The 26333-nt window shown below is 57.4% G+C and carries 26 protein-coding genes; 18 read left to right on the forward strand and 8 right to left on the reverse strand.

The features are described from left to right. The 14 genes from ACR0AD_RS13765 to ACR0AD_RS13830 all read left to right on the forward strand — a co-directional run. The coding region (locus tag ACR0AD_RS13765; RefSeq protein WP_480488061.1) for a hypothetical protein at positions 1–387 on the forward strand (387 nt) is incomplete at its 5' end. An 89-nt stretch (positions 388–476) separates the two neighbouring features. Then, positions 477–1277 (forward strand): transporter substrate-binding domain-containing protein, encoded by an 801-nt coding sequence (locus ACR0AD_RS13770; RefSeq protein WP_480483375.1) that lies wholly within the window; start codon positions 477–479, stop codon positions 1275–1277. A 72-nt stretch (positions 1278–1349) separates the two neighbouring features. Then, positions 1350–2012: an amino acid ABC transporter permease gene (locus tag ACR0AD_RS13775; protein WP_480488059.1), complete on the forward strand. Its 663-nt coding sequence runs from the start codon at positions 1350–1352 to the stop codon at positions 2010–2012. Between the two features lie 11 nt (positions 2013–2023). Then, a complete protein-coding gene (locus ACR0AD_RS13780; RefSeq protein WP_480483377.1) occupies positions 2024–2686 on the forward strand; it encodes an amino acid ABC transporter permease in 663 nt (220 codons plus the stop codon). Further along, positions 2683–3405: an amino acid ABC transporter ATP-binding protein gene (locus ACR0AD_RS13785; protein ID WP_480483379.1), complete on the forward strand. Its 723-nt coding sequence runs from the start codon at positions 2683–2685 to the stop codon at positions 3403–3405. The genes ACR0AD_RS13780 and ACR0AD_RS13785 overlap by 4 nt, the downstream gene beginning before the upstream one ends. A gap of 37 nt (positions 3406–3442) precedes the next feature. After that, complete coding sequence (locus ACR0AD_RS13790; RefSeq protein WP_480483381.1) at positions 3443–4402, forward strand: dihydrodipicolinate synthase family protein; 960 nt, start codon at positions 3443–3445, stop codon at positions 4400–4402. Continuing rightward, positions 4393–5325: a 4-hydroxyproline epimerase gene (locus ACR0AD_RS13795; RefSeq protein ID WP_480483384.1), complete on the forward strand. Its 933-nt coding sequence runs from the start codon at positions 4393–4395 to the stop codon at positions 5323–5325. Before ACR0AD_RS13790 ends, ACR0AD_RS13795 begins: the two co-directional genes overlap by 10 nt. Positions 5326–5391: 66 nt before the next feature. After that, the gene (locus ACR0AD_RS13800) at positions 5392–6642 is read left to right on the forward strand and encodes an NAD(P)/FAD-dependent oxidoreductase (RefSeq protein ID WP_480488057.1); all 1251 of its coding nucleotides are present in this window, start codon (positions 5392–5394) and stop codon (positions 6640–6642) included. 15 nt (positions 6643–6657) lie between these two features. Further along, a complete protein-coding gene (locus ACR0AD_RS13805) occupies positions 6658–7758 on the forward strand; it encodes a cis-3-hydroxy-L-proline dehydratase (RefSeq protein WP_209597474.1) in 1101 nt (366 codons plus the stop codon). A gap of 8 nt (positions 7759–7766) precedes the next feature. Then, positions 7767–8792: a trans-3-hydroxy-L-proline dehydratase gene (locus tag ACR0AD_RS13810; RefSeq protein ID WP_480488056.1), complete on the forward strand. Its 1026-nt coding sequence runs from the start codon at positions 7767–7769 to the stop codon at positions 8790–8792. A gap of 226 nt (positions 8793–9018) precedes the next feature. Continuing rightward, on the forward strand, positions 9019–9699 hold the full coding sequence (locus ACR0AD_RS13815) for a GntR family transcriptional regulator (RefSeq protein ID WP_480488054.1): 681 nt from the start codon (positions 9019–9021) through the stop codon (positions 9697–9699). A 71-nt stretch (positions 9700–9770) separates the two neighbouring features. After that, positions 9771–11285: an aldehyde dehydrogenase (NADP(+)) gene (locus ACR0AD_RS13820; protein ID WP_480488052.1), complete on the forward strand. Its 1515-nt coding sequence runs from the start codon at positions 9771–9773 to the stop codon at positions 11283–11285. Positions 11286–11583: 298 nt separating this feature from the next. Continuing rightward, the gene (locus tag ACR0AD_RS13825) at positions 11584–12510 is read left to right on the forward strand and encodes a FecR family protein (RefSeq protein WP_480488051.1); all 927 of its coding nucleotides are present in this window, start codon (positions 11584–11586) and stop codon (positions 12508–12510) included. Positions 12511–12555: 45 nt separating this feature from the next. After that, complete coding sequence (locus ACR0AD_RS13830; protein WP_480488049.1) at positions 12556–14775, forward strand: CHASE2 domain-containing protein; 2220 nt, start codon at positions 12556–12558, stop codon at positions 14773–14775. 83 nt (positions 14776–14858) lie between these two features. Here ACR0AD_RS13830 and ACR0AD_RS13835 read toward each other — a convergent pair whose 3' ends face one another. The 6 genes from ACR0AD_RS13835 to ACR0AD_RS13860 all read right to left on the reverse strand — a co-directional run bounded on the left by ACR0AD_RS13835 (position 14859) and on the right by ACR0AD_RS13860 (position 20880). After that, positions 14859–15854, reverse strand: a complete 996-nt coding sequence (locus ACR0AD_RS13835) for an ABC transporter ATP-binding protein (RefSeq protein ID WP_480483400.1) — start codon at positions 15852–15854, stop codon at positions 14859–14861. Then, positions 15851–16885: a Gfo/Idh/MocA family protein gene (locus tag ACR0AD_RS13840; protein ID WP_480483403.1), complete on the reverse strand. Its 1035-nt coding sequence runs from the start codon at positions 16883–16885 to the stop codon at positions 15851–15853. Before ACR0AD_RS13840 ends, ACR0AD_RS13835 begins: the two co-directional genes overlap by 4 nt. Beyond that, positions 16882–17721, reverse strand: coding sequence for a carbohydrate ABC transporter permease (locus ACR0AD_RS13845; RefSeq protein ID WP_267366204.1), 840 nt, complete (start codon positions 17719–17721; stop codon positions 16882–16884). Before ACR0AD_RS13845 ends, ACR0AD_RS13840 begins: the two co-directional genes overlap by 4 nt. A gap of 12 nt (positions 17722–17733) precedes the next feature. Beyond that, on the reverse strand, positions 17734–18648 hold the full coding sequence (locus tag ACR0AD_RS13850) for a carbohydrate ABC transporter permease (protein ID WP_267366203.1): 915 nt from the start codon (positions 18646–18648) through the stop codon (positions 17734–17736). Positions 18649–18714: 66 nt separating this feature from the next. Beyond that, a complete protein-coding gene (locus ACR0AD_RS13855; protein ID WP_267366202.1) occupies positions 18715–19968 on the reverse strand; it encodes an ABC transporter substrate-binding protein in 1254 nt (417 codons plus the stop codon). Between the two features lie 24 nt (positions 19969–19992). Then, complete coding sequence (locus ACR0AD_RS13860) at positions 19993–20880, reverse strand: N-acetylmuramic acid 6-phosphate etherase (RefSeq protein WP_480488047.1); 888 nt, start codon at positions 20878–20880, stop codon at positions 19993–19995. Between the two features lie 166 nt (positions 20881–21046). On the opposite strand from ACR0AD_RS13860, the gene ACR0AD_RS13865 reads away from it, so the two are divergent. The 4 genes from ACR0AD_RS13865 to nagA are packed head-to-tail and all read left to right on the forward strand — an operon-like array spanning position 21047 to position 24865. Next, on the forward strand, positions 21047–21925 hold the full coding sequence (locus tag ACR0AD_RS13865; protein WP_480488045.1) for a glucosamine kinase nucleotide-binding domain-containing protein: 879 nt from the start codon (positions 21047–21049) through the stop codon (positions 21923–21925). Further along, positions 21922–22677: a GntR family transcriptional regulator gene (locus ACR0AD_RS13870; protein ID WP_480488043.1), complete on the forward strand. Its 756-nt coding sequence runs from the start codon at positions 21922–21924 to the stop codon at positions 22675–22677. The genes ACR0AD_RS13865 and ACR0AD_RS13870 overlap by 4 nt, the downstream gene beginning before the upstream one ends. A gap of 29 nt (positions 22678–22706) precedes the next feature. Beyond that, on the forward strand, positions 22707–23735 hold the full coding sequence (locus ACR0AD_RS13875; RefSeq protein ID WP_480488041.1) for an SIS domain-containing protein: 1029 nt from the start codon (positions 22707–22709) through the stop codon (positions 23733–23735). Then, on the forward strand, positions 23732–24865 hold the full coding sequence (nagA, locus tag ACR0AD_RS13880) for an N-acetylglucosamine-6-phosphate deacetylase (RefSeq protein WP_480483413.1): 1134 nt from the start codon (positions 23732–23734) through the stop codon (positions 24863–24865). The genes ACR0AD_RS13875 and nagA overlap by 4 nt, the downstream gene beginning before the upstream one ends. Positions 24866–24923: 58 nt before the next feature. Here the strand turns inward: nagA and ACR0AD_RS13885 are convergent, their stop codons facing one another. Together ACR0AD_RS13885 and ACR0AD_RS13890 are read right to left on the reverse strand one after the other, a co-directional pair. Beyond that, complete coding sequence (locus ACR0AD_RS13885; RefSeq protein ID WP_480483415.1) at positions 24924–25811, reverse strand: c-type cytochrome; 888 nt, start codon at positions 25809–25811, stop codon at positions 24924–24926. A gap of 14 nt (positions 25812–25825) precedes the next feature. Further along, positions 25826–26293 (reverse strand): c-type cytochrome, encoded by a 468-nt coding sequence (locus tag ACR0AD_RS13890; protein ID WP_480483417.1) that lies wholly within the window; start codon positions 26291–26293, stop codon positions 25826–25828. Between the last annotated feature and the right edge of the window lie 40 nt (positions 26294–26333).

The following is a 26333-nucleotide window of genomic DNA, read 5'->3' on the forward strand; positions in this document are numbered from 1 at the left end:
TCTACCAAAGCATCGAAAAACAAATGGGACGAGAAAAACTCAACCAACTCCTCGACCTGCTCGAAGAACTACAAGCCGTCAAAGTCTGACCGAACGCGCATTTGGCTGCGCGGGTCAGCATTGCCGCTTTTCTTTGAAAGACACAGGCTGGAGTTGCCTGGGCGACCGCACACTCCCATCACAAAAGGTATTCCGTCTCAAGCTGAAATCTCCCCAGCCTCTGAGCACAATGCACCTTCACGTTTGACGACGGGCCACGTTCAGCCAAAAACCTCCAACTCCAGTAGCACATGGTGTCAAATCCATTTGGCCGCCAACGAACGAGGGCCTTCCACGCGGGCCAAGTCAGTCATTTCAATCACATCCAAGAGCCACGACACCTTTTGAAAGCTGGCTTTTCCTGCTCAACAAAATACTGGATGTTGGATACAATATCCTCTATAGCTGCGCGTATCGATTGATTCAGGGAGGATCACATGCTCAAGAAACTCGCCGCACTGGCGGCCCTCACCACTATCACCACAGCTCCTGCGATGGCGGACACGCTGGACGATGTCGTAGATCGCGGGACATTGCGCTGCGGAGTTGTGTTGGATTTTCCGCCAATTGGGTATCGCGACGCGAATAACGAACCGGCAGGCTTTGACGTCGAATACTGCAATGATCTGGCCGCCGCACTTGAAGTTGAGGCCGAAATCCTGCCGTTGACCTGGGCCGAACGCCTGCCAGTGATCGTCACCGGACGCGCAGACGTTGTGTTCGGAGCAACCTCGGACAGCCTTGAACGGGCGCGGACGGTGGGCTTTACCATTCCTTACGCCATCTATTATGCGCAGGGTGTCGTGAATGCCGAAAGCGGCATTGAGACCTTCGAGGATATCCGTGGCAAGCGCGTGGCCGCCGCGATCGGCACCGTGCCCGAGCAGGAATGGCTGAAGATCGCCGCCGAATGGGGCGAAGAAGGCAATTACCAGGGCTACCAGTCCGAGAATGAGGTTTTCCTGGCGGTGGCTCAGGGCAAGGCCGATATCGGCATTACCACAAACACTGCCGTGCTGCCGATTACCCAGCAATATGACACTGTTGTTGCCGGCCCTCGCATGCCATGGACCACCGACTACACTTCGGTTGTAGGCAAGCGCGAAGATGTCACCTGGCTGAACTTCCTGAACCTGTTCGTGACCCACCAGGTGCGATCGGGCCGCTATCAGGAGCATTGGGGTAAATATGTCGGCGGCGAAGCGCCTGAGCTGCGCATTCCCGGCGTAATGTACTGACCCTTTCCTACTCCATGCTTTCGTCCGGCTATGGCCGGGCGAAAGGACCGGTAGATTGCGTGAGGAACACCCGTGTTCGACTATAACTTCCATTGGCGGCCGGTGATGAAAAGCCTGCCGGACCTGCTTGAGGCATCGCTGCTGACGATACAGGTTGCCGTGCTGGCAATGGTCCTTGGCATTATCATCGGACTTTGTCTGGCGCTGACGCGGCTGCACCTGAAAGGTCCGCTTTACTGGTTCGCCTCAGCCTGGGTCGAACTGGCGCGCAATACTCCGGCGCTGTTCCAGCTGTTCTTTTTCGGCTTCGGGCTTGGTGCCTTTGGCCTGCATCTATCGCCGTACTTCATCGTGCTGGCCGGGCTGACATTCAATTGCGCCGGTTATCTGGCTGAAAACTTCCGTGGCGGCTTTCAGGCCGTCCCCGAGACACAGCTACGCGCGTCCCGATCGCTGGGCATGACCGCGTGGCAGACTTACACACGCGTCGTGATTCCGCAGGTGTTTCGCATTGTCTATCATCCGATCACGAACCAGATGGTCTGGGCTGTTCTAATGTCGTCACTGGGTATGCTGGTCGGCTTCCGGGAATTGTCGGGCGAGACCCAGTTCTTTGCCTCGCGCACTTTCCGAATCTTTGAATATTTCGCCGTCACCGCGGTCATTTATTACGTGATCGTCAAAATCATCCTGCTTGCCTCGCGCCTGCTGGCGTCCCGGCTTTTCCGCTACTGAAGGAGGCACAGATGCAACCCACTGTCAGCTTTTTCAGCGGCTTCAACATCAACGATCTGTGGTTTCTGGGCGAAGCCGCGCTGCGAACGCTCTGGATTTCAGTGCTTTCGATTTCCATTGGAACGGTTTTTGGCGTGGTGTGCGGTTGGCTTCTGTACGAGGGCAAACTGGCAGCGACCCTGACGTTGGCTCCGGTTCTGGATATTTTCCGGTCGGTCCCTCTGATCATCCAGCTGGTGCTGTTTTACAACTTTGCACCTATTGTCGGGCTCAATCTGGACCCGTTTGCCTCGGGCGTGGTGATCCTGTCCATCTACACGGCAGCACTGGTTGCGAATGTGGCGCGCGGCGGGATTGAAGCCGTTGGTGATCCGATGCGCCGCGCCGCGCGCAGCCTGGGCATGACCTATTGGCAGGATCTGCGATATGTCGTCTTCCCGATCGGAGGGCGCGCGGTGTTCCCTGCATGGGTCGGGGTCGCGCTGGGTGTGATGAAAGACAGCGCGCTGGTCTCGGTTCTAGGCTATGTTGAACTGCTGAAAGCCAGCCAGATCCTGATCACCCGCACGCAGGAACCATTCCTGATCCTGACAATCGCTGGCGCGTTCTATTTCGCGCTCAGCTATCCGATTTCGCGGTATTCCGCGTCGCTAGAAAAAAGGTGGGCCCAATGATCGAAATTCGCGACCTGCACAAATATTTCGGATCGCTGCATGTGCTGAAAGGTATCGATCTGGATGTGCAGAAAGGAGAAGTTCTGTCGGTGATCGGTGCGTCAGGCTCCGGCAAATCGACCCTTCTCTATTGCATCAACGCGCTGGAACCGATCCAGCAGGGATCGGTCAGGGTTGATGGCATTGATGTTCATGCAAAAGGCACCGACATCAACAAGCTGCGCACAAAGCTGGGGATGGTGTTCCAGCAATGGAACAGCTTTCCGCATCTGACAGCACTGGAAAACGTTGCGTTGGCCCCGAAGATTGTCAAAGGCAAGTCGAGAGACGAGGCGCGTGACATTGCCGCAAAGCAGTTGACCCATGTAGGGTTGGGCGAAAAGCTGAACGTCTTCCCCTCGGCCTTATCGGGTGGTCAGCAGCAGCGTCTTGCCATTGCCCGCGCGCTGGCGATGGAGCCGGAATACATGCTGTTTGACGAAGCAACCTCGGCGCTGGATCCTGAACTGGTGGGCGAAGTTCTCGACACGATGCGGCTTTTGGCCGAAGAAGGGATGACGATGATTTGCGTCACGCATGAGATGGGTTTCGCTCGTGATGTATCAGACCGGGTTGCTTTTTTTCATCAGGGCGTGATGGAAGAGATCGGCCCGCCCGCCCAGATTTTTAACGAAGCCCAATCTGAACACACCCGCAAATTCCTGGCGAATGTGCGATAAAAGCCCCCGCCCCAAAACAATTAGGAAGGTTACCTTCATGTCCCAGAATATCTTCACCGGCACCATGCCAGCCCTGATGACCCCCTGCAAACCGGACCGGACACCGGATTTTGACGCGCTGGTGAAAAAGGGCAAGGAAATGATCGCAGCGGGTATGTCTGCCGTGGTCTATTGCGGCTCGATGGGCGACTGGCCTCTCTTGTCGGATGCCGAACGGATGGAAGGTGTCGAACGTCTGATCGCGGCCGGACTGCCCGTTGTCGTCGGCACAGGTGCGATAAATTCGAAATCCGCCGTGGCGCTTGCCGCGCATGCGCAAAAGGTTGGAGCGGCAGGGCTTATGGTGATCCCGCGTGTATTGTCGCGTGGATCGTCCATCGCGGCGCAGCGTAATCATTTCAAAGCGATCCTGTCGGCCGCACCTGATATTCCGGCAATCATCTATAACAGCCCGGTTTACGGCTTCGCGACGCGCGCCGATCTGTTCCTGGAATTGCGCGCAGATCATCCCAACCTGGTTGGGTTCAAGGAATTCGGTGGCAAAAGCGATCTGCGCTATGCGGCGGAACACATTACCTCGAAGGATGATCAGGTTACACTGATGGTTGGTGTGGACACCGAGGTCTACCATGGCTTCGTCAATTGCGGCGCCACCGGTTCGATCACAGGGATTGGCACTGCCCTGCCGAAAGAAGCACTGCTGCTGGCTGCCCTGTGCCAGAAAGCGGCGGCCGGTCATGCCGAAGCGCGCCTGCGCGCGCGGGAACTGGAAGAGGCCTTTGGTGTGCTGGCCAGCTTTGACGAGGGCACCGATCTGGTGCTGTATTACAAACACCTGCTGGTCCTGAACGGCGAAGAGGAATACCGTTTGCACTTCAACGAAACCGACGAGTTGACAGATGCCCAGCGCAACTATTGCGAACAGCAATACGACCTGTTCCGCACTTGGTTTACTGATTGGTTCGGCCAGGGCGGAGTCATTGCTGAATGCATGTGATTGACAGTCACACAGGAGGAATGCCTACGCGGGTGATCCTCGACGGCGGCCCCGATCTGGGGTCCGGCCCGCTGGCCGAGCGTGCACGACGCTTGGCCAGCGAGCATGAGGTGTTCTACAAATCCATCTTGCTGGAGCCGCGTGGGCAGCCCGGAATGGTGGGGGCGCTTCTGGTCGCGCCCGAAGATCCAGGGTGTGAGACCGGCGTGATCTATTTTGATGCGGATGCAGTTCTTGGCATGTGCGGGCATGGCACCATCGGTCTGGGCGTCACTCTGGCACATATGGGCAGAATCCGGCCGGGCACGCATCGGGTTGAAACTCCGGTCGGTGTCGTCTCGGTGGATTTACTGGACGCCAATACCGTACGCGTCACAAATGTCGAGAGCCGTCGCGTGCGGGCAGCAGTGCAGATTGAGGTTGGCGGCTATGGGTCGATAACCGGCGATCTTGCCTTTGGCGGAAATTGGTTCTTCATTGTTGATCCCAGCCCAATCCCGGTGAACCCGGGAAACATTCGGGCGATGACCGATCTGACCATCACCATACGCGAAGCCTGCATCGCACAGGGCGTGCATGGCGAAAACGGAGAACTGGTCGACCATGTGATCCTTCAGGATCAATCCCCCAACAAGGATGTTCACAGCCGCAACTTTGTACTGTGCCCGGACAATCAATATGACCGGTCGCCCTGCGGTACCGGCAGTTCGGCGCGCCTCGCCTGTCTGGCGGCAAACGGGGTGCTGGAAGCAGGGGAAGAGATTGTGCAGGAAAGCGTGATCGGCAGCCCCTACGTGCTGAGCTACCAACCCGGCCCGAACGGGGGTGTCATTCCCACCCTGACCGGGCAGGCGCATATCATGTCGGAAGGCAGGTTGGTTTTCGCGCCGAATGATCCGTTCCGTGATGGCATCGCGCTTTGAAGTCAAGGCCGGGGACAGACGCTGTCCGGTCCCCGACCCCGTACCACTATTTGAGAACCTGTAACCATGCAGCATGACACCAAGACGGACATAGTTGTGATCGGTGCTGGCATCATTGGCATCAGCGCTGCGCTAGAGTTGCAAAAGCGGGGAAGGCAGGTGCTTGTGCTGGACCGTGAAGGCGTTGCAGCCGAGGCGTCAAAGGGCAATGCCGGGGCCTTTGCCTTTACAGATATCGTGCCGCTTGCAACGCCTGGGATCATGCGCAAAGCGCCAAAATGGCTGCTTGATCCGTTGGGGCCTTTGTCGATCCCGCCCGCTTATGCGCTGAGTATTGCACCGTGGATGCTCCGGTTCTGGCGGGCCAGTTGGCGCGATCGTTATGCAGCCTCACTATCCGCACAAGCCGCGCTGATGAACCACAGCCGTGCGGCGCTGGAGCGTCAGATCGAGCATGTAGACGGCGAGGCGCTGATGCAGCGCGAAGGCCAGTTGCAGTTGTTCGAGAGTGAGGGCGAATTCCGTGCCAGCCTGCCCACCTGGAACCTGCGCAAGGACCATGGCATCCCGTTTGATCTTCTGGACAGCCCGGATGCTATTGCCGAAATTCAGCCCGGGCTGAACCGGCGATTTACCCATGCGGGTTTTACCTCGACATGGATGAATACCGTCGACCCTGCCCGCTGGACCGAGCATCTGGCGGCACAGTTCATCGCGCGCGGTGGGCAGGTAAAGATCGCAGGGATCACGGCACTGAAACCAACCGATGACGGCGTGCGCCTTGACACGGACAACGGCGACATTTCGGCAGGTCAGGTGATTGTTGCCGCCGGAGCCTGGTCACACCAGCTGGCCAAGACCCTGGGGGATCATATCCCGCTTGAGACCGAGCGGGGTTATAACACGACCCTGCCCGAAGGCGCTTTTGACCTGCGCACTCATCTGACCTTTGGGGGGCATGGGTTTGTGGTAACCCGGATCAACGGCGGCGTGCGCATCGGCGGTGCAGTCGAACTGGGTGGATTGAAGCTGGCCCCGAATTACCGGCGCGCTGACACGTTGCTGGCCAAGGCCGGGCGCTTCATGCCAGACCTGAACCTGGAAGGCGGCACGCAATGGATGGGCTTTCGCCCATCACTGCCTGACAGCCTGCCAGTGATTGACCGATCTTCGCGCGCACCACACGTACTTTATGCCTTTGGCCATGGTCATCTGGGGCTGACCCAATCCGCAGGCACGGCCGAACTGGTGGCCGATCTGGTCACTGACGCCAAGCCGGTGCTCGATGTGTCACCTTTCTCATCCACACGCTTCTAATCTGGAGAACACCTTATGAAAATCACCGGGCTGAACGTATATCAGGTCGATCTGCCGCTGAAAGAAGGCCGCTATAGCTGGTCCAACGGCAATTTTGTCGAAGTGTTTGACAGCACCGTTCTGGAAATCATTACGGATGAGGGGTTGAAGGGCTATGCAGAATGCTGCCCGCTTGGCTCGGCCTATCTGCCGTCTTTCGCGCTCGGCGTCCGGGCCGGGCTGGCAGAGCTGGCCCCGCATTTGATCGGGCAGGACCCACTGAATATCGGTCAGATCAACCGCACGATGGATGCGGCATTGCGGGGTCATCCCTATGCCAAGGCTCCGGTGGATATTGCCTGCTGGGATCTGCTGGGCAAGGCCACGGAACAGCCGCTTTACACCTTGCTGGGGGGCGCTGCGCAGGACGATGTGGTGCTTTATCGCGCGATCAGTCAGGAAGCACCTGAGATCATGGCCAAAAAGATCGAAGGCTATGCCGCCGAAGGCTACACCAAGTTTCAGCTCAAGGTAGGTGGCGAGGCCAATGACGACATTGACCGTATCCACGCCACCCGCGCCGTTCTGAAAAAGTCGGACCTGCTGGTTGCGGACGCCAATACCGGCTGGACCCGGCACGAGGCCGCACGCGTGGTGGGCGCGATTTCGGGTCTGGATGTCTATGTGGAACAGCCTTGCCTGACCTATGAGGAATGCGTGTCGATCCGCCGCCGCACCGCGTTGCCTTTTGTGATGGACGAGGTGATCGACACCCCCAACACGCTGGTCCGCGGCATTGCCGAAGACGCAATGGATGTGATCAACCTGAAGATCTCGAAAGTCGGAGGGTTGACCAAAGCCCGCCTTATGCGTGACCTCTGCGTGGCGCACGGCATCCCCATGACGATCGAAGACACCTGGGGTGGTGACATCACCACCGCAGCCATTGCACATCTGGCCCGTTCAACGCCGTCCGAATTCACATTCTCTGCCACGGATTTCAACTCTTACGGCACCGTGGACATTGCCGAGGGTGCGCCAAAGCGTGTCAACGGCCGGATGACCGCACCCGCCCGTCCGGGTCTGGGTGTTACACCGATTTTCGACGCTCTGGGCGAGCCTGTCGCACAATATTGAGAGATCCGATGCGGAGCAGCAAAACCGTTCATGTCATTTCAGCCCATGCAGAAGGCGAAGTAGGGGATGTTATCGTTGGGGGCGTCGCCCCGCCACCGGGCGACACCTTGTGGGAACAGCGCAGCTTTGTCGCCGGCGACCGGACGCTGCGCAACTTCGTTCTGAACGAACCTCGGGGCGGTGTTTTCCGTCATGTCAATCTTCTGGTGCCCCCGAAACACCCCAAGGCGGACGCGGCTTTCATCATTATGGAACCCGAAGACACACCGCCCATGTCCGGCTCGAACTCGATATGTGTTTCAACCGTATTGCTGGATGGCGGGATCATTCCGATGCAGGAACCCGAAACTCATATGGTGCTTGAGACCCCAGGCGGGCTGGTTCATGTCCGCGCAGAATGCAGCGGTGGCAAAGCGCAACGCATTTTCGTGCAGAACCTGCCCAGCTTTGCCGACAAACTGTCCGTCCCGCTTGAGATGCCCGGATTGGATACGATCATGGTTGATACTGCTTATGGGGGTGACAGTTTTGTCGTGGTCGATGCAAAGGCATTGGGATTAGAAATTGTCGAACATGAGGCCCGTGACATTGCCCGATTGGGGGTGAAGATTACCAATGCAGCCAATGAACAGCTTGGGTTTTCGCATCCTGAAAACCCGGATTGGGACCATATCTCATTCTGTGCTTTCTGCGGCCCGCTGAGCCAGACCGAAACCGGATTGACCGGAAAATCTGCCGTGGCGATCCAGCCCGGCAAGGTTGATCGGTCGCCTACGGGTACAGCGGTTTCCGCACGCATGGCGCTGATGGCTGCAAAAGGGTTGATGTCGCCGGGTCAGACATTCGAGGCAGTCTCGATCATCGGATCACGGTTCACCGGTCGGATTGTCGATACCACCGAAGTGGCGGGCCGTGCCGCGATTGTCCCCGAAATCAGTGGGCGCGGCTGGATCACCGGCATTCACCAACACATGCTTGACCCGGATGACCCCTGGCCTGGCGGGTATCGCTTGTCGGACACCTGGGGTGTCTGACTAAACAGTGCATTGGCCGCGCCCGCTCTCAGGGAAAGGCAGTTACAGAAGGTTCCATTCGCTCTTGGTCTTACCTCGCTGTCTCAGCAGGGTTGAATCACCATGGATATTGGATGCATTATCAAGCGGAGTGTCCTTAATCAGCTTTCTGGGTGGCCGAGTCGCGGCTCAGCTTGGAATAACGCCGGTAACCGGTAGCTGTACCCAAACAAGTGGCAGGAAAGAAATGGCAGGAAAGCGCGCGATAACCAAGCAAAGCCTACCAGATGTCATCGCGAACGATCTTCGTGAACGTATTCTGAACGGTGAACTTGCCGAAGGTGAAGCTATTCGCCAGGAAGCTCTGGCCGAAGAATACGACGTATCTCGGATGCCCATCCGCGAAGCCCTAAAGCGTCTGAACGCTGAAGGCCTGATTCAATGGGCCAATAATCGGGGCGGATCAGTTACCAAACACTCATTGAACGAGATTGGAGAAATATTCGACCTTCGAATGCTTATTGAAGTCGATCTTTTCCGCAGAGCCATTCCGCAGATGACATCTGCCGACTATGCACGATGCAACGAGATATTGACACAGATGGAAGCGTCTTATGACGAGAATGACGTCAGCAAGTGGGGGATCCTGAACTACCAATACCACTCCGCCCTTTACGCGGCGTCGCAGAGGAAACTGACGAATGAATTGCTGGACCGCGTCAATCTGCAATCAGACCGCTATGTCCGAATGCATTTGAGCGTGATGAAGCAGCGGGAACCCGCGAAAAAAGAGCATCGAGAGCTGTTGAAACTGGCGCAAGCAGGGAACGTTGACGAAGCCTGTAACATGCTGATGCGGCACATCCGGCGAACAAAGGAACAGCTGCTGGAGATGATCGTAGCAAAACGCGCCATGGAGGAGACCTAACAGGGTGCTTGATTGTCTCTCTTAATTGGATACATTATCCATAGATTCAGAATCGTAAATATGGAACCTTAATGACCTGCTCCCCCCATGGTAAGCACCTCATCGCTGGAAACTGGCTTTCAGGTGACACGTTTTTTCAGTCACAGCCCGCTTTTGGACCGTCACACAGTTTTTCGGTGGGGCGCCTTCAGGATGTTGACGCGGCTGCGGAAGCTGCCGAAGAAGCGTTCTGGAGCTATGGTTTTTCGACCCGGGAAGACCGCGCGGCATTTCTGAATGCCATCGCAGATGAGATCGAAGCCCGCGCCGAGGCGATTACTGAAATCGGTTCGCAGGAAACCGGCCTGCCCGAGGCCCGTCTGCAAGGAGAGCGGGGTCGCACATCGGGCCAACTTCGCTTGTTTGCCACACATATTCTGAGTGGTGAGTATCTGGATCGGCGTCACGACGGCCCGTTGCCAGACCGCTCGCCGCTGCCGCGCCCGGATCTGAAAATGATCCAGCGCCCAATTGGCCCTGTCGCCGTATTCGGTGCTTCGAATTTCCCTTTGGCCTTTTCAACCGCAGGCGGCGACACCGCGGCCGCCTTGGCTGCTGGGTGTCCCGTTGTCGTAAAAGGGCACAGCGCCCACCCGGGTACCGGTGAGATCATAGCCGAGGCTATACATGCTGCCATCGAACGCTGCAAAATTAATCCCGGTGTCTTCAGTCTTATTCAGGGGGGTGACCGGACCGTGGGTTCCGCTTTGGTACAGCACCCGCTGATCAGGGCTGTCGGGTTCACTGGCTCATTGGCTGGTGGTCGGGCACTGTTCGATCTATGTGCCGCACGTCCTGAACCAATCCCGTTTTTCGGTGAACTTGGCTCGGTCAACCCGATGTTCATTCTCGATGCTGCTCTGACGAACCGGGGCGACAACATTGCTCAGAACTGGGCAGGGTCGCTGACCATGGGCGCAGGTCAGTTCTGTACCAACCCCGGGGTCGCCGTTTTGCTGGCGGGTGCAGCAGCGGACCGCTTCGCCGAAACCACGCGAACCGCCTTGTCAGAAACACCCGCGCAGACCATGCTGACCGACGGCATCGCCGACGCTTACCGAACTGGTCAGGCAAGGATCGCCAATACAACAGGTGTGCAGGAGGTTCTGACCTCGATGTGTGACCAACGCACCGCGTCCCCGTACCTGTATCGTACCAATGCTGCGAACTGGCTGGAAAACCAAACCCTTGGTGAAGAGGTTTTTGGCCCGCTGGGCGTAATAGTGACCGCCGAAACGCCTGACGAAATGCGGGCCGTCGCACACAGTCTGCAAGGTCAGCTGACCTGTACCCTGCATATGGATGATGCGGACATGGACACCGCGCGTTCCCTGATGCCGATCCTCGAGCGCAAGGCCGGGCGTGTGCTGGCCAATGGCTTTCCCACGGGCGTCGAGGTCTGCGACAGCATGGTGCATGGCGGCCCCTACCCCGCTTCGACCAATTTCGGTGCTACCTCGGTTGGCACATTGTCAATCCGGCGGTTCCTGAGACCCGTGTGTTACCAGAACATGCCGGACGCATTGTTGCCCGAACAATTCCTCTGAGTTTTAGGATAAACACATCCATAACGTCATGGCTCATCGCGGGGCAAGCGATGAGCCGGGTGCCCATTGCTCTCATTTGATGGAGGCTACACTTCGGCCTGTTAAGTGGGGAGGCTCACGTCGGACTTAACGCAGAAATTCACGATCAAAAAATCTCTTGCTACAAATACACACCATAATGCATAAATATTGCTAGCATTTTAGAGTAATTGAATAAGAATAACACATTTCTGGGGGCAAAAATCGAGCTTGGCGCGCTTCGCGCTTACTTAGACCCGTTGGGGGAAGGGGCTATGGTTTGGCTTGGTTAAAGATTGTGTTGGTTGTATTTGTTGTCGCGCTCATGCCGGTGCAGGCCCTTGCCAACATCGGAACTGTCATCAGCGCCAAACAAGGCGCTCAGATCATTCGCGCCGGAAACACTCAGCCTGTCATTTCAGGAATGGATGTGGTGTCGGGCGATACGATTTCTACAGATCACAGCGGTTTGGTTCAGATCGTTTTTGTGGATGAAACCAAAATTGCCGTTGGCCCCAATGCGCATATGGTGTTGGACGTGACCATGCTTCGGAGCAATCGAAAAGCCAAAAGCTTTGCCGTGCAAGCACTTGGTGGCAGCTTTCGATTCATTTCCGGCAAGAGCAGAAAAAGAGCCTATTCGATCAAGACCCCGACTGCGACAATGGCAGTTCGTGGCACAACCTTCGACATGTGGGTCGTATCACAAACCCAAAGCGCAATGCTTGTCCTGCACGGGACGGTTCAAATGTGCAGTGCACAGGGGTCTTGCAGGTCCACAGGCCGCGTATGCAGCATGTATGCCACCAGTGGAGGCGGAGCAGTCGGGCGACCTGCTGATCAGGCGCAGTATGACCAGGCGCTGAAATCTGGTTTCCCTTTTGTTCAGTCGCAGGAAGGCCTGCTGCCTCCTTTGCAGGTACGTGTTGAGGGGTGTTCTGGCGAAGGTGCGCCCGTGCAACAGGCCAAAATCGACAGGGCCGACATTCGCAGAACTGCGCCCCAGCCGCGCCCAGTCAGCGTCGCAGCGCCGCCAACCCCCCCGTCAAACCCAGAGCCAGAAGTAGAACCAGAACCGGAGCCGGAAGAACCAGAACCAGAACCAGAACCGGAAGAGCCTGATCCGGAACCCGAAGAACCTGATCGAGAGGAACCAGGTCAGGAAGGTCCTGAGCAGCAAGAATCAAATAGTGAGCTGTTCCGGTAGCGTTGTCGAAAAAGCGGAAATGGACTCACTTGTCCGGAGAACGACGTGAGCGACGAAAAGCGCAAAACCAGGACGGGGAAATGGGCGTTCCGCCTTGTCGGATTGTGTCTGATCCTTGTGGGTTGTTTCATCCGGGTCATGGATCCCTATCCGGTGCGAATGACCCGTCTGATCTATTTCGACGTTCTGCAAAGGTCATCCCCGCGTGAGTTCAATCCTGACCTCCCCATACGGGTTGTAGATATTGACGAGGCCTCTCTGGCCAATTGGGGGCAATGGCCCTGGCCTCGAACACTGGTGGCGCAGATCGTTCAAAATCTGGGTGAATATGGCGCTGCGGCCATCGCATTTGATGTGTTGTTCGCTGAGCCTGACCGGTTTTCCCCCTCACGGCTTTTGAACGATCCGTCTTTGGCAGGGGTTCTCACAGTGGAACGGCACGCTCGGAAGCTCGACAATGATGTCTTGCTTGGGATGGAAATCGCTTATTGGCCGGTCGTTCTTGGGACTGCCGCACGTTTGTCTGCTGAAGGAAATCCTATCTCTGCAAAAGCAGGTATCATTGAGTTCGGGGAAAATCCCGCCGCGGGTCTAATTTCAGTTCCTCATTGGACGCCAATTGCGCCTCCGTTGGACCGGACTGCGGCAGGTATTGGTGGGGTCAACGTCTCGCCCATCGGCGGAACCGGTATCATGCGCCGCGTGCCGGTTCTTTGGCGCGGGCCAGATGGGCTGTTACCGGGTCTGTCGATTGAAGCCCTGAGAGTTGCCTTGGGCGAGACCAATATCATGGCCGAAGGTGCGCAGGACGAAACAGGCATCATGTTGGCGGTTGAGGTCGGGGGATACCGGATACCAACGACAGAAAACGGCGAGATTTGGCTGAGATACCGGCGCGATGCGCCCGAGCTGTATATCTCGGCCAACGATATCCTCAAAGGTTCGGATGATGCGGACGTTCGGGCGGAAGTTGAGGGGCGGATCATCCTGATCGGAACGTCGGCTGCCGGTTTATTCGATATGCACCAGACGGCGCTTGGGGAAAGCGTTCCCGGTGTTTCGATTCATGCCCAGGTTCTGGAACAGGTGTTGACCAACGAAATGCTAAGTCGCTCGGACGTGACCGCAGCGCAGGAAATGCTTGCCTTCGCCTTTCTCGGGCTTGTCGTGATTGCCGTCATGTCCAGTTTCGGTGCGGTTGCATCTTTCATTGCAGGCGGTGTCGCCGCCGCTGCCGTTCTGACAATCAGTTGGCTGGTTTTTCAAAACCAGTCGGTTCTGTTCGACGCCACATTTCCGCTTGTCGGTGGCATAGCAAATTTCGGGCTGCTGGCAGGATATCTTTTCCTGTCTACCGAACGGGAAAAGCGCAAAATCCGGAAAGTCTTCTCTCATTACGTCGCCCCGGAAATCCTTGATGAGATGGAAGCCACCGGGCATCAGCTGCATTTGGGAGGAGAGACGCAGGATATCACGGTGATGTTTTCCGACATCCGGGGTTTCACACCTCTGTCTGAATCCGCATCTGCCACCGAGCTGGTCTCACTGCTGAATGCGCTTTTTTCCAGTATCGGCGATCAGATACTGGCTGAACGGGGAACCATCGACAAGTTTATCGGCGACGCCGTTATGGCGTTCTGGAATGCGCCTCTGCCTGTCGCTGACCACCCGTGCCGGGCTTCATTAGCCGCGCTGAAAATGCGGCGAGCTTTGGCAGAGTTCAATGAATCCGACATCATGCGAAACCGCCCCCCTATCGCGCTGGCAACGGGGCTTGCCACCGGGCAGGCCTGCGTCGGCAATATCGGCTCGCAGAAACGGTTCAACTACACGGTTATCGGTGACGTCGTGAATGTCTCAGCACGGATCGAACAATGCTGTCGAACAGTCGACTATGACATCGTCGTTTCCAACGGTGTCCATGAAATCACGAATGGGGAGCTGGCCATGTTAGAGGCCGGGCATGTTGATCTGAAAGGCAAAGCCAACCCGGAACCCGTCTTTGTTTTGGTGGGCGATCAGACCCTGTTGCAAACAGCGGCATTCCAGGATCTCAGGGCTGCACATGCGGAGCTGATTTTGGCGATCACAAATCGACATCCAAACAGCTTGGTCAAGACCTTGTGCCTACAGTGCGAAAATCTGGCTGAAGACATCGAGCCCGGCTTGCGTCAGTTCTACAGGGCGCTGCCCGGTCGTGCCGCTGACTTCCGGTCGAACCTACCATCCGGGCAATTTATGTTCACACGCCACAATCTTGGTTAACCAGTCACGTTTTCCGGCGCTTGCCCTCTTTGGGTCACGCTCACACCGGAACAAACTGATGCAAGACGGGCTGAAAATTATCGTTACTGTAATCTCTGCCCGTCATTCCCGAAGTAATATGCACGGTTGGGATCAAATCCGAATTGTACATCGTCACCTGGGGCAATTGCGTGCTGGCCAAACAATCGGACCGTGATTGGCACATTGCTGGTTTGCAGAATGACATTGGTATCACCGCCCAACTGCTCAACATGCGAAACGGTGCCGGCGATCGGTCCGCCGCTTTCCAGGCGGATGTCCTCCGGGCGCAACCCCAGTTCGCGCGCATCGCCCGGGGTCAGGTTGTCCGCAGGCAGAAAATTCATGGACGGTGAACCAAGAAAGCCCGCGACAAAGCGGTTTGCCGGGTTGTTGTACAGCTCCATCGGGCTGCCGACCTGTTCCACCCGTCCGTCGCGCAGCACCACAATCTTGTCGGCCAGTGTCATCGCTTCTGTCTGATCGTGCGTGACATAAATCATCGAGGCCGAGAGTTGCCTGTGCAGATTTGCGATCTCGATCCGGGTGTTCATGCGCAAAGCAGCATCAAGATTGGAGAGCGGTTCGTCGAACAGGAACAGCTTGGGTTGGCGCACGATGGCGCGACCGATGGCAACACGCTGGCGCTGCCCCCCCGACAGTTCGGATGGGTAGCGGTCAAGATAGGGCTCCAACCCCAGCATCCGGCTCGCCTCCGCGACCCGCTCGTCGATCACGGCTTTCGGCTGGCGTTCCTGTTTCAGGGCAAGGGTCAGGTTGCCGCGTACATTCAGGTGCGGATAAAGCGCGTAACTCTGGAACACCATGGCGATGCCACGTTTCGAGGGCGGGGTCAGATTGACCTGCTCGCCAGCAATTCTGATCTCACCCGATGTCGCGTCTTCAAGCCCTGCAATAACGCGCAGAAGAGTGGACTTACCGCATCCGGAGGGACCGACAAAAACCACAAACTCGCCGTCCTCAACCTCAAGATTGATGTCCTTCAGGACCTCTACATTGCCAAAGGATTTGTGAATGTTTTTCAGTGAAAGGGCGGTCATTGGCGGGTCTCCTCAAGAGAAACGGGTTGGCCAGTGCGGATGCTCTGATCAGCGGCCAGGCAGATGGCAAGGGATTGTACGGCGTCGGACATATGGCGGGTCAGGTCGATATCCTCGGCGATGGCGCGCAGCATATAGGCTTGTTCAGCATCGCACAGTTCCTGATGGCCGGGCTCATCAGGCATGTCGATAATCCTGTCGCCCTGCGGCGTGTGAACCAGAAGGCCACCAACCTTGGTGTGACCATCGATGTCCGCTGACGCGCCCTTGTTTCCGTCGGTAATCGAAACAGACCCGTTGGGCGACACGATGTCCTTCACGAAAAACGCGGTTTCGGACATCATCGGACCCCAACCAGCCTCGTACCACCCGACCGAACCGTCGTCGAACACGACCTGAAACTGGCCGTAATTGTACATGTCAGGCGCGATTTCATCCGACAGGCGCAGACCCATGCCATGAACGCGAAGGGGGTTTGCGTCGGTGATCTGGCACATCACATCGACATAGTGCACACCGCAATCCACGATGGGCGACGTGGTCTGCATCAGGGCCTTGTGCGTCTCCCACTCAGAGCCCGAGGATTGTTGATTCAGGTTCAGACGGAACACATAGGGGCCACCCAGAGTGCGAGCCTCGGCGATCAGACGCATCCAGGATGGGTGGTGGCGCAGGATATAGCCCACCACCAGCTTACGGTTTAGCCGCGTTGCTGTTTCGACCACACGCTGCGCATCGGCAACGTTGGTGGCGAGCGGTTTTTCGACAAACACATGCGCACCCGCCTCCATCGCGGCGCAGGCGTAATCCGCGTGACTGTCCGAGTAGGTCGCAATCACAACCAGATCGGGTTTGGTTTCGGTCAGAGCGGCCTCAAAACTTGAATACACCGGATAGCGCGTCAGATCAGGGTGATCTACGCGGCCGGATCGGTTCACCAACCCGACAATCTGCGCGTCCGGGTGATGGAGATGTGCCAACGCATGGCTCAGCCCCATGTTCCCAAGGCCTGCGATCAGGACGCGGGTCATTTCACCGCTCCTGACGTGATGCCGCGAATGAGCTGTCGCGAGAAGATCACATAGAGGATCAGCACCGGCAGGATCGCCATTGAAAGGGCTGACAGGACCGCGTTCCAGTCTGTCACAAACTGACCGATGAAGACCTGGCTTCCCAGCGTCAGTGTCTTGGTCTCTTCCGCGGGGGCCAAGATCAGCGGAAACCACAGATCGTTCCAGATCGGGATCATGTTGAATACGGCAACCGTTGCCATTGCCGGACGCACCAGCGGCAACACAAGCCGAAAGAAGATTGTGTATTCACTAAGGCCGTCAATGCGGCCCGCATTCTTGAGGTCGTCACTCACCTGTTTCATGAACTCACTGAGGATGAACACCGCCAAGGGCAGGCCCTGCGCCGTATAGACAAGGATCAGCGCCCACAGGGTGTTCACCAGCCCGGTCGCCACCATCATTTCCAGGATGGCCACAGTGCCGATGCGGATCGGGATCATGATTCCAAGCGCCAGGTACAGACCCATAAGCATGTTGCCCTTGAACCGGTACTCACTCAGCGCATAAGCCGCCATTGCGCCAAACAGCAGGACCAAAGTCAGGGATGCAACGGTCACAATCAGAGAGTTTTGGAAATAAAGGAAGAAATCCCCCTGTTTCATCACTGTCTGATACCCGATCATCGAAAAACTGTCGGCATCGGGCAGCGCCAGCGGTTCGCGAAAGATCGCCTTGCGGGTCTTGAAGCTGTTGATCAGGATCACGAAAACCGGAAACAGTGCGATCAGCGTATAGAAGATCAGTGCACCATGCATCGCGAAGGTGTTTAGCGGGTTGGAGCGGGCCTTGTTCATGTCATCTGCTCCTTACAGCTGGTACCGGCGCATCCGGGTCTGGATGCCGAAAAGGTAGACACAGACACCCAGCAGGATGATTGCAAACATCGCACCAGCGATGGCCGAACCCATATGCGGATCACCCAATTGCAGCTGGAAGCCAAAGAATGTGCGATACATGAAGGTGCCAAGAATATCGGTCGAGAAGTCAGGCCCCGCCAGAGCGCCCTGTGCAGCATAGATCAGATCGAAGGCGTTGAAATTGCCGACAAATGTCAGAATTGAGATGATCCCGATCGAGGGCAGGATCAGCGGCAGCTTGATTTTCCAAAAGGCACTTGTACCGGTGATGCCATCCACTTCCCCGGCTTCCAGGATTTCCTCAGGGATCGATAGCAAGGCCGCGTAAATCAGCATCATTGGGATACCGACAAACTGCCAGACCGAAATCAGCGCCAGAGTGGTCAAAGCGTATTCCTCCTTTCCCAACCACGGGGCAAAGAGGGATTTCAACCCAACCGCATCCAGCATCGAAGGAGCGATGCCCCAGATGGGCGACAGGATCAGTTTCCATGCAAATCCGACGATCACAAAGCTCAGGATTGTCGGAATGAAGATCGCCGACCGATAGAGCACCGCAAATCGCAGGCGCGGATGGCTGAGCAGCGCTGCCAGCGCGATGCCGATGGGGTTCTGCACCAGCATGTGAATCAGAAAGAACCAGAAATTGTTGCCCAGCGCATTCCAGAACTGTTCCGACCAGATCGGATCGAAAAACAGCGTTTGAAAGTTCTGCAGTCCAACAAAAACGCGGCTCTGGTCGACCTCAGAGTAAAGGGCCAGACGGAGCGTATTGAACAGGGGAAAGATCATCACCGCTGTGTAGACAAGTACGGCTGGTGCCAGAAACACGACAATATGCCAGCGGATGCGGGGGCGGGTCATGGGGAGCGCTTTCGATGGAATGCTTGGCGTACCCGGGCAACTCATGCTGCCCGGGTATGGTTCAGCTTACTGATGTGGTGCGTACCACGAGGCGAGGCCCGCCTGTAGTTCTGCACCCAGCTCTTCAGGCGACTTGGCACCTTTGATCGCGGCAACGGATGCGCCCCAGGTCTCGTTCTCGAGGTTTGGTGTGCCGCGCGACAGGATTTGATAAGTCGAGCGGATGGTCGATTCACATTCTTCACGCCAACCGACGATTTCCTTGGCCAGCGGGTCCTGCAACTCGACCGGAGTGCTCGACAGCGGGAAGAAGCCGGGCAGAGCGTTGCCGAAGATTTCAGCAAACTCAGGGCTTGCGACCCAAGTCAAAAACGTTTCGGCGGCTTCAGGATTCTTCGTGGCCGCGTTCATGCCGATGCCGATATCCGTATGGTCCGAGATATAGCAGGTGTCGCCCGCGTTCTGAACCGGAGGCTTGAATGCACCCATCTCGAAATCGGCTTGTGCGTTGAAGCCGGAAATCTCCCATGATCCCGCAGGATAGATGGCCGCGCGGCCCAAAGTGAAGATGTTCTGGCTGTCGGGATAGGTCTGTGCTTCGTACCCGTCACCCAGATACGCACCCCAGCGGGCCAGCGTTGCGTACGGGGCTGTCCAGGCTTCATCGGTCAGCTTCTGTTCGCCTGCGATCAACGCCTGACGACCTTCTTCACCCTTCCAGTAGTTCGGCCCGATGTTATTGTAACCCATCGTGGCAGCTTCCCATTGGTCGTTGGTACCCATCGCCATTGGGATGTAAGTGCCGTCTTCTTTGATCTTGTCCAAAGCGGCAAAGAACTCGTCTTCTGTGGTCGGCACTTCGAGGCCCAACTCGGCAAAAGCGTCCTTGTTGTAGATGAAGCCGTGAATAACCGATGCCATCGGCACGCAGAAGCTGGCCGAACCGTCATCCGTCTGCCAGGCAGACTTTGCAACGTCCGAGAAGTTGTTCATCGCCTCGACCGAGGACAGATCGGTCAGGTGACCGGCCTCATAAAGCGCCAGCGAAGCATCGAAGGGGCGGCAGGTAATCAGGTCACCGGCAGACCCCGCATCAAGTTTCGAGTTCAAAACCGCGTTGTATTCTGCCGGGGCAGACGGCGTGAACTGGACTTTGATGCCAGGATGTTTTGCTTCAAAGGCCGGGATGATCTGGTCCTGCCACAGGGTCAGGTCATCGTTACGCCAGCTTTCGATGGTCAGCGTGACGTCCTCGGCATAGGCGGCAGAGGCTAACAGCGTCCCACCAAGCAAGGCCAGTTTCAGGCTATTACGTTTCATTGTACTCTCCCATTTGGTTTGCAGTTATTTATCAGGTGTCAGTGCCGCGCTCAGAACTCCGCCCGTTTCTTTCAGGCGCACATTGGCTGCCGCTAGTGAAACGCCGCGAGCGGCGATGAGAATGGCGGATTTGGTGTCTCCTTGCGCTTCAGCCAGGGCGTTTTGGGCGGTGCTTGCATCAACTCCGGCGATCCGGGCGACGATGCCGGTCGCACGCGCGCGCAGCTTTGCATTGTCTGCTCTCAGGTTGACCATCATCCCCTCGTGAACATGACCCAACTTGATTGCCATAAGGCTGGACAGCATGTTCAGCGCAATTTTCTGGGCCGTACCAGCGCCCATTCGGGTTGAGCCTGAAATCAGCTCAGGCGGGGTGGCAAGCAGAATCGCGTGATCGCATTGCGTCAACAGCGGGCTGCCCGGGTTGTTGGCTATCCCGATCGTGCTGGCACCCGCAGCACGCGCAAGTCGCGCGGCCTCAAGTGTATAAGGGGTGCTGCCACTGGCAGAGACAGCAATGACCGTGTCGCTGCGCATAAGCCCGGCCAGCCCTTCAACCAACCCGTCGGTGTCGTCCTCGGTCCCACCGGGCATATGCGCGGATTGCGGCAATCCTCCGGCCATCAGGATATGGATTCGGTTTTCGTCGATGCCGAAAGTGCCGCCCAGTTCCATTGCATCAGCCGCAGCCATCAGCCCCGAAGACCCCGCCGCCGCGTAATATAATGAACCACCTGATGCCAGACTGCGGGCCATGGCGTCGGCACCGTCGCATATCCCACGCAGGGCGCCCTGCGGGGCACCGGCCGCTTCCTGCTGACCCCTGGACAGGGCCAGCGCCGCCTCTTCCAGCGGTCGGTTACCCAAATCGTATGCGTCCGGGTGGAGTTGTTCGGTGATGTGTGGCAGCACGTGTTTCTCCTCGTTGCCAGAAAGCATACCTATACAATACCATTTGTCCACTAATTTTTTTTCAGCCGCTATTGGCCTTATAATTCAACGTATTTTCGATCTTTCCGCCCATATTGGATTTACTTTGGCATTTACAGCTCAGCATAGGCATTATATAGGTATCATCATGCTTAGGTCGAAAAACAATCCAATCATCGCGGCAGACGGCGGCGGAACGAACTGTCGGATCGCCTATGACGATGGCCAGCAGCGACTGGTGGTCGAGGTTGGCCCCGCCAACGTCGCCAGCGATTATGACGGCGCGATTGTACGGCTGAAAGACGGCCTGAAGATGCTTGCGACCAAGCTCAGTGTTCAGCCCGAGACCCTGAAGCCGATACCGGCGTATTTTGGACTTGCGGGAGTTACAGGTGATCAGATCGCCCAGCGGGTGGCGGCGGATTTGCCGTTGGACAGTATACTGGTCGAGGATGATCGCCACCCTGCGCTGGCGGGTGCGCATCAAGCAACCGACGGTGCAATCGCCCATTGCGGAACGGGTTCGTTTCTGGCCCTGCAATCGCAAGCCGGCCGACGCTTTGCTGGTGGCTGGGGCTCAGTACTGGGGGATGAGGCTTCTGCTCAGTGGATTGGGCGCAGAGCGCTTTCGGTGACGCTGGATGCATGGGACGGGCTGGTGCCAAAATCCAACCTGACTGAGGGCTTGCTGAACGCATTTGGCAGTACAAGCGGTATTGTCGCTTTCGCGGCCGCGGCACGACCACATGAATTCGGCCAGATCGCGCGACAGGTGACAGCGGCGGCGAGGTCAGGGGATGAGCGGGCGGTTTCGCTTATGCACGAAGGTGCTGCGCATCTTTTGCAAGCACTGGAAGCAATGGGCTGGACCCCGGCCATGCCATTATGCCTGACCGGGGGTATTGGCCCTCACTATGAGGCGTATCTGCCGGATCGTGCGCGTGGCGCAGTAACAGAGCCCAAAGGTGCGCCTATCGACGGGGCCATCGCGTTGGCCCGGGCTTTCCAAGTGGAGCATTCGGCATGAACGCAGCATCTTTTCTGGCTTCTGACGACTGGCTCGAGAACGGCGGCGGGCCGCGCTATGTCCGGCTGCGCCAGCGGCTGGAAGAAGGCATCGACGCTGGAGTCCTTCCCCCGAATTCCTCATTACCGCCCGAGCGCGAGATCGCCGAGATTACCGGCCTGTCCAGGGTCACCGTGCGCAAGGCCATTCAGGAACTGGTGAAACAGGGCGCAATCGTGCAGCGGCAGGGTTCCGGATCTTTCGTACGGAACGCCGCACCGAAACTGGAACAATCGCTTTCGCATCTGACCTCGTTCAGCGAGGACATGCGCCTGCGCGGCATGGAATCAACCTCCAAGTGGTTGGAACGGGGCGTTTTTCTGCCATCACCCGAGGAAACGGCGGTGCTCGGGCTGCCCGCTGACGGACAGGTGGCGCGCATTTGCCGCCTGCGAGAGGCTGGTGGACGCCCCATGGCAGTCGAACGTGCCTCGTTGCCATTGGACATTCTGCCAAATCCGCTTGCCGTGCGCGACTCACTCTATGATCTACTGGAAGAAAGCGGCTGCCGACCTGTTCGCGCCATCCAGAAGATTTCCGCCGTTAATCTTGAGGCTGAAGACGCCGCTCTGCTTGGCGTCGCCGAAGGCGCGGCAGGGCTGAGCATCCAGCGGATTTCCCATCTGGAAGGCGGGCGTGTCGCCGAGTTCACAAAATCCAACTATCGCGGCGATGCCTATGACTTTGTGGCTGAGCTGCGACTCACTCCATGATCTGCGATTCCGATGGAAAGGTTGCCCCGATGACCCCGAAAACGACCCTGATGCGTCAGGAAATCGAAGAGATCCCTGTTGCCGTCGAGCGATTGCTCAGCAATGGCGGAGATGCCCTGAGCACAGCGACGGACGTCGCCCGGAACGGCGGGCTGAAGTTCATGATTTCGGCGGCGCGCGGCTCTTCCGACCACGCCTGTACTTTTCTGAAATACGCAAGCGAATTGCTTCTTGGCTTGCCTATGGCATCCGTCGGCCCATCGGTCGCGTCCGTGTATGGCGCTGACCTGCATGTGGCCGGGGCGCTTTGCCTTTCTGTTTCACAATCAGGAAAAAGCCCGGATATCGTGCAGCTTACGAAAAATGCCCGAAAGGCCGGGGCCAGCACCGTAGCAATCACAAATGACCCATCTTCCCCCCTTGCACTGGCGGCTGAGGCGGCTTTGCCGCTGCACGCAGGCCCCGAGCTTAGTGTAGCGGCGACAAAGACATTCGTGACCTCGCTGGTTGCCGGGCTTTGGCTACTGGCGGAACTGAAAGGCGACAAAGATCTTCTGGCTGCGCTGCGTGGCCTGCCAAAGCACCTTGATGCCGCCACACGGTGTGACTGGGGCAAAGCGGCGGCTGCCGTCACCCAAAGCTCGCTTTATACGCTTGGTCGCGGACCAAGCGTAGCGATCTCGAACGAGGCCGCGCTGAAATTCAAGGAAACCTGCCAGATCCATGCCGAAAGTTATTCCTCGGCCGAGGTGCTGCATGGCCCTGTCTCGATCGTGGAAGGCGGATTTCCGGTTATTGCCTTTGCCGCCAATGATCCCGCAGAGCCGCTGTTGGCCGAGGTTGCCGACACGCTCGCGGCCAAAGGGGCACAGGTATTTGCCACCAGCCCAATGGTCACAAAGGCCGAGGTGCTGCCTCATGTCCGCACGGATCATTGGCTGACGGACCCGGTGGCAGCTATCGTGTCCTTTTATTCAATGGTCGAGCAGGTCGCAGTACAGCGCGGGATCAACCCGGATGCGCCACGTCACCTGCGGAAAGTGACGGAAACGGTATGAGCGGCCAGGCGACCATCTACCACGGCGGGCTTGTTTATGACGGCACCAGTTTGCATGACGGTGCCGCGCTGCGGCTGGAGGCTGGCCGCATCACCGATATTGGCGTTGACGTGAAGACAAGCGCTGGCAAGCTTGTCGATCTGCAAGGCGATATTCTGGCCCCCGGCTATGTTGACCTGCAAGTGAATGGCGGTGGCGGAGTGATGTTCAACGCCGCCCCGTCTGTCGATACACTGGCACGCATCGCCAAGGCGCACCGGACGCTTGGGGCAACCTCGATCCTTCCCACCCTGATCACGGATACCGCAGCCAAGACCCGCGCCGCCATCGAAGCGGCCAAGGCGGCGGTAGCTGCGGGTATTGCGGGGATCGCTGGCCTGCATCTTGAGGGACCACATCTTTCGGTGGCTCGGAAAGGTGCCCATGATGCAGCCCTGATCCGCCCCATGGATGACGAGGACCTGACAACGCTTGTCGCGGCAGCACAAGCGCTACCCGCATTGATGCTGACGGTTGCGCCAGAAAACGTGTCAATTGCGCAGGTGAAAGCGCTGGTCTCAGCAGGTGCCGTTGTTTCGCTGGGCCACAGTGATGCGGATTATGATACCTGCCTGTCTTATGCCGAGGCCGGTGCGTCCTGCGTCACGCATCTGTTCAACGCCATGAGTCAACTGGGCAATCGATCTCCCGGGCTTGTCGGGGCGGTTCTGGCCGCGGGTCGATTAAACGCCGGGCTAATCGCCGACGGTATTCACGTTCACCCTGAAGCCATGCGCACAGCCTGGGCCGCCAAGCGGGGCCCAGGCCGGATATTTCTGGTCAGCGATGCGATGGCGCCGGCTGGCACGGACCAGCGCATGTTCGAACTGGAAGGCCGCCGCATTTCCCGCAAAGACGGGCGTTTGACACTGGCCGATGGTACTTTGGCAGGGGCTGATCTAGATTTGACCACAGCGCTGCGTGTTCTGACCACGCAAGCCGAAGTGCCGCTGGAAGTCGCATTGGCATCCGCGACGCGTATACCCGCCGAAGTAATGGGATTATCCGACGCGGGGCGCTTAACCATAGGAAAACAATGCCCGCTGATCCGCATTGCCAGAGATCTGAGCAACGTAGACGTGCTGGTTTGAACCAGCGTCATAAGACCTGCGCTGACAAAATCCTGAGTTTCTGCAACCATTAGTCAATTCACTGAACGGGAACGGATTTCAGGTAAGCAGCAATGGCCAATCGGTCTTCATCGCTTAGTTTCGAGGTGTTCTCGATGACTTCGACCATTTCGCCACCAGCGCTGTCATAATCCGGTGTGAAACCGGATTTCAGATATTCAGCGATGTCAGCCTCGGACCAGTCAAGCTGGGCGGTGGTCAAACCGGGGATGCGCCCCTTTCCATTCGGATTTGGCGCTCCGGTCAGCCATAGACCCCGCTTCAACCCTCCCAGTCCGTTTCGTGGTGTATGGCATTCTGCGCAGTGCCCCAAAGCTTCCACCAAATACCGGCCTCGGATTTGCTGGTCGGTCAGATCACCTTCAACCACCCAGCCCGAGTCTGAAAACAGAAGTTTCCACAACCCCAGCCCGCGCCGGATATTGAAAGGGAACCCAATGTCATGCGGGATATTTGCCGCGTCAGACGCAGGCAGGGTGTTCAAAAACGCATGAAGCGCCGCAACATCCTCGACCGTCATCTTGGCATAAGACGTATAGGGGAAGGCCGGGTAATAATGCTGTCCCTTGGGGCCTGTTCCGTGTTTCAGGGCATTGGCCAGATCCAGCGCGGACCATGATCCAATTCCGGCGTCTGGATCACTGGAGATGTTTGGAGCTACAAACGTACCAAAATCCGTTTCGAACCGCCGCCCGCCGGAAAGAATAAGCTTTCCTTCCTCGCTGGCATCCGGGGCCGAGTGGCATGAGGCGCATCCTGCTGAATAGAAGACAGACGCCCCTCTGGTCACGTCGGGGGTCAGACCCGCCAACCGGGCTGGATCAACCCTTTGCGGTCGGGTCAACAGCAAACCGGCCAACCCGACCATAAGCATGACCAGAACGGCGAAAAGTAGAATGCGCCGCACTGATCAATTCTCCTTTAATTTTCCGGTGCTCTGTAAGCTTTGTGACAGGCAGAGCAGGTTCCGCCAAGCTGACCCATCGCCCCTTTCAGGGCTTCAACGTCCTGACCTGCCGCAGCCTGCATCGCAACAGCGGCGTCGGCCAGTGCCTGCCCTTTGGCCCCAACATCTGCGAAGTTTTCCCAAATTGCAGGCAAGGCACGGGTAGACGGGTCTGACACATTATCCGATCCGGCTGGCCACATCGCAGACTGGTCGATCTGCGACACGACAACAATATTATTTGCGGCCCGTGTAGCCGCTTCGGCATCATATTCTGCCTCTCCCTTGGCCATGGCGCCCAGCGTTCCAAGGTTGAAAGCGTAAAGCTGCATAATCGAAGTCCGCGCTTTTACAGCCGGGTTTTCGCTATCCTGAGCAATTGCAGTTCCAACTACGGCCAAGGACAAAAGACCTGCCGCAAAGATCGAAGACTTCTTAATCATGGTGTGGCTCCCTGTTTAATGTGCCATATGATAGCTTGAA

Source organism: Ruegeria sp. BH8 (assembly GCF_056538065.1).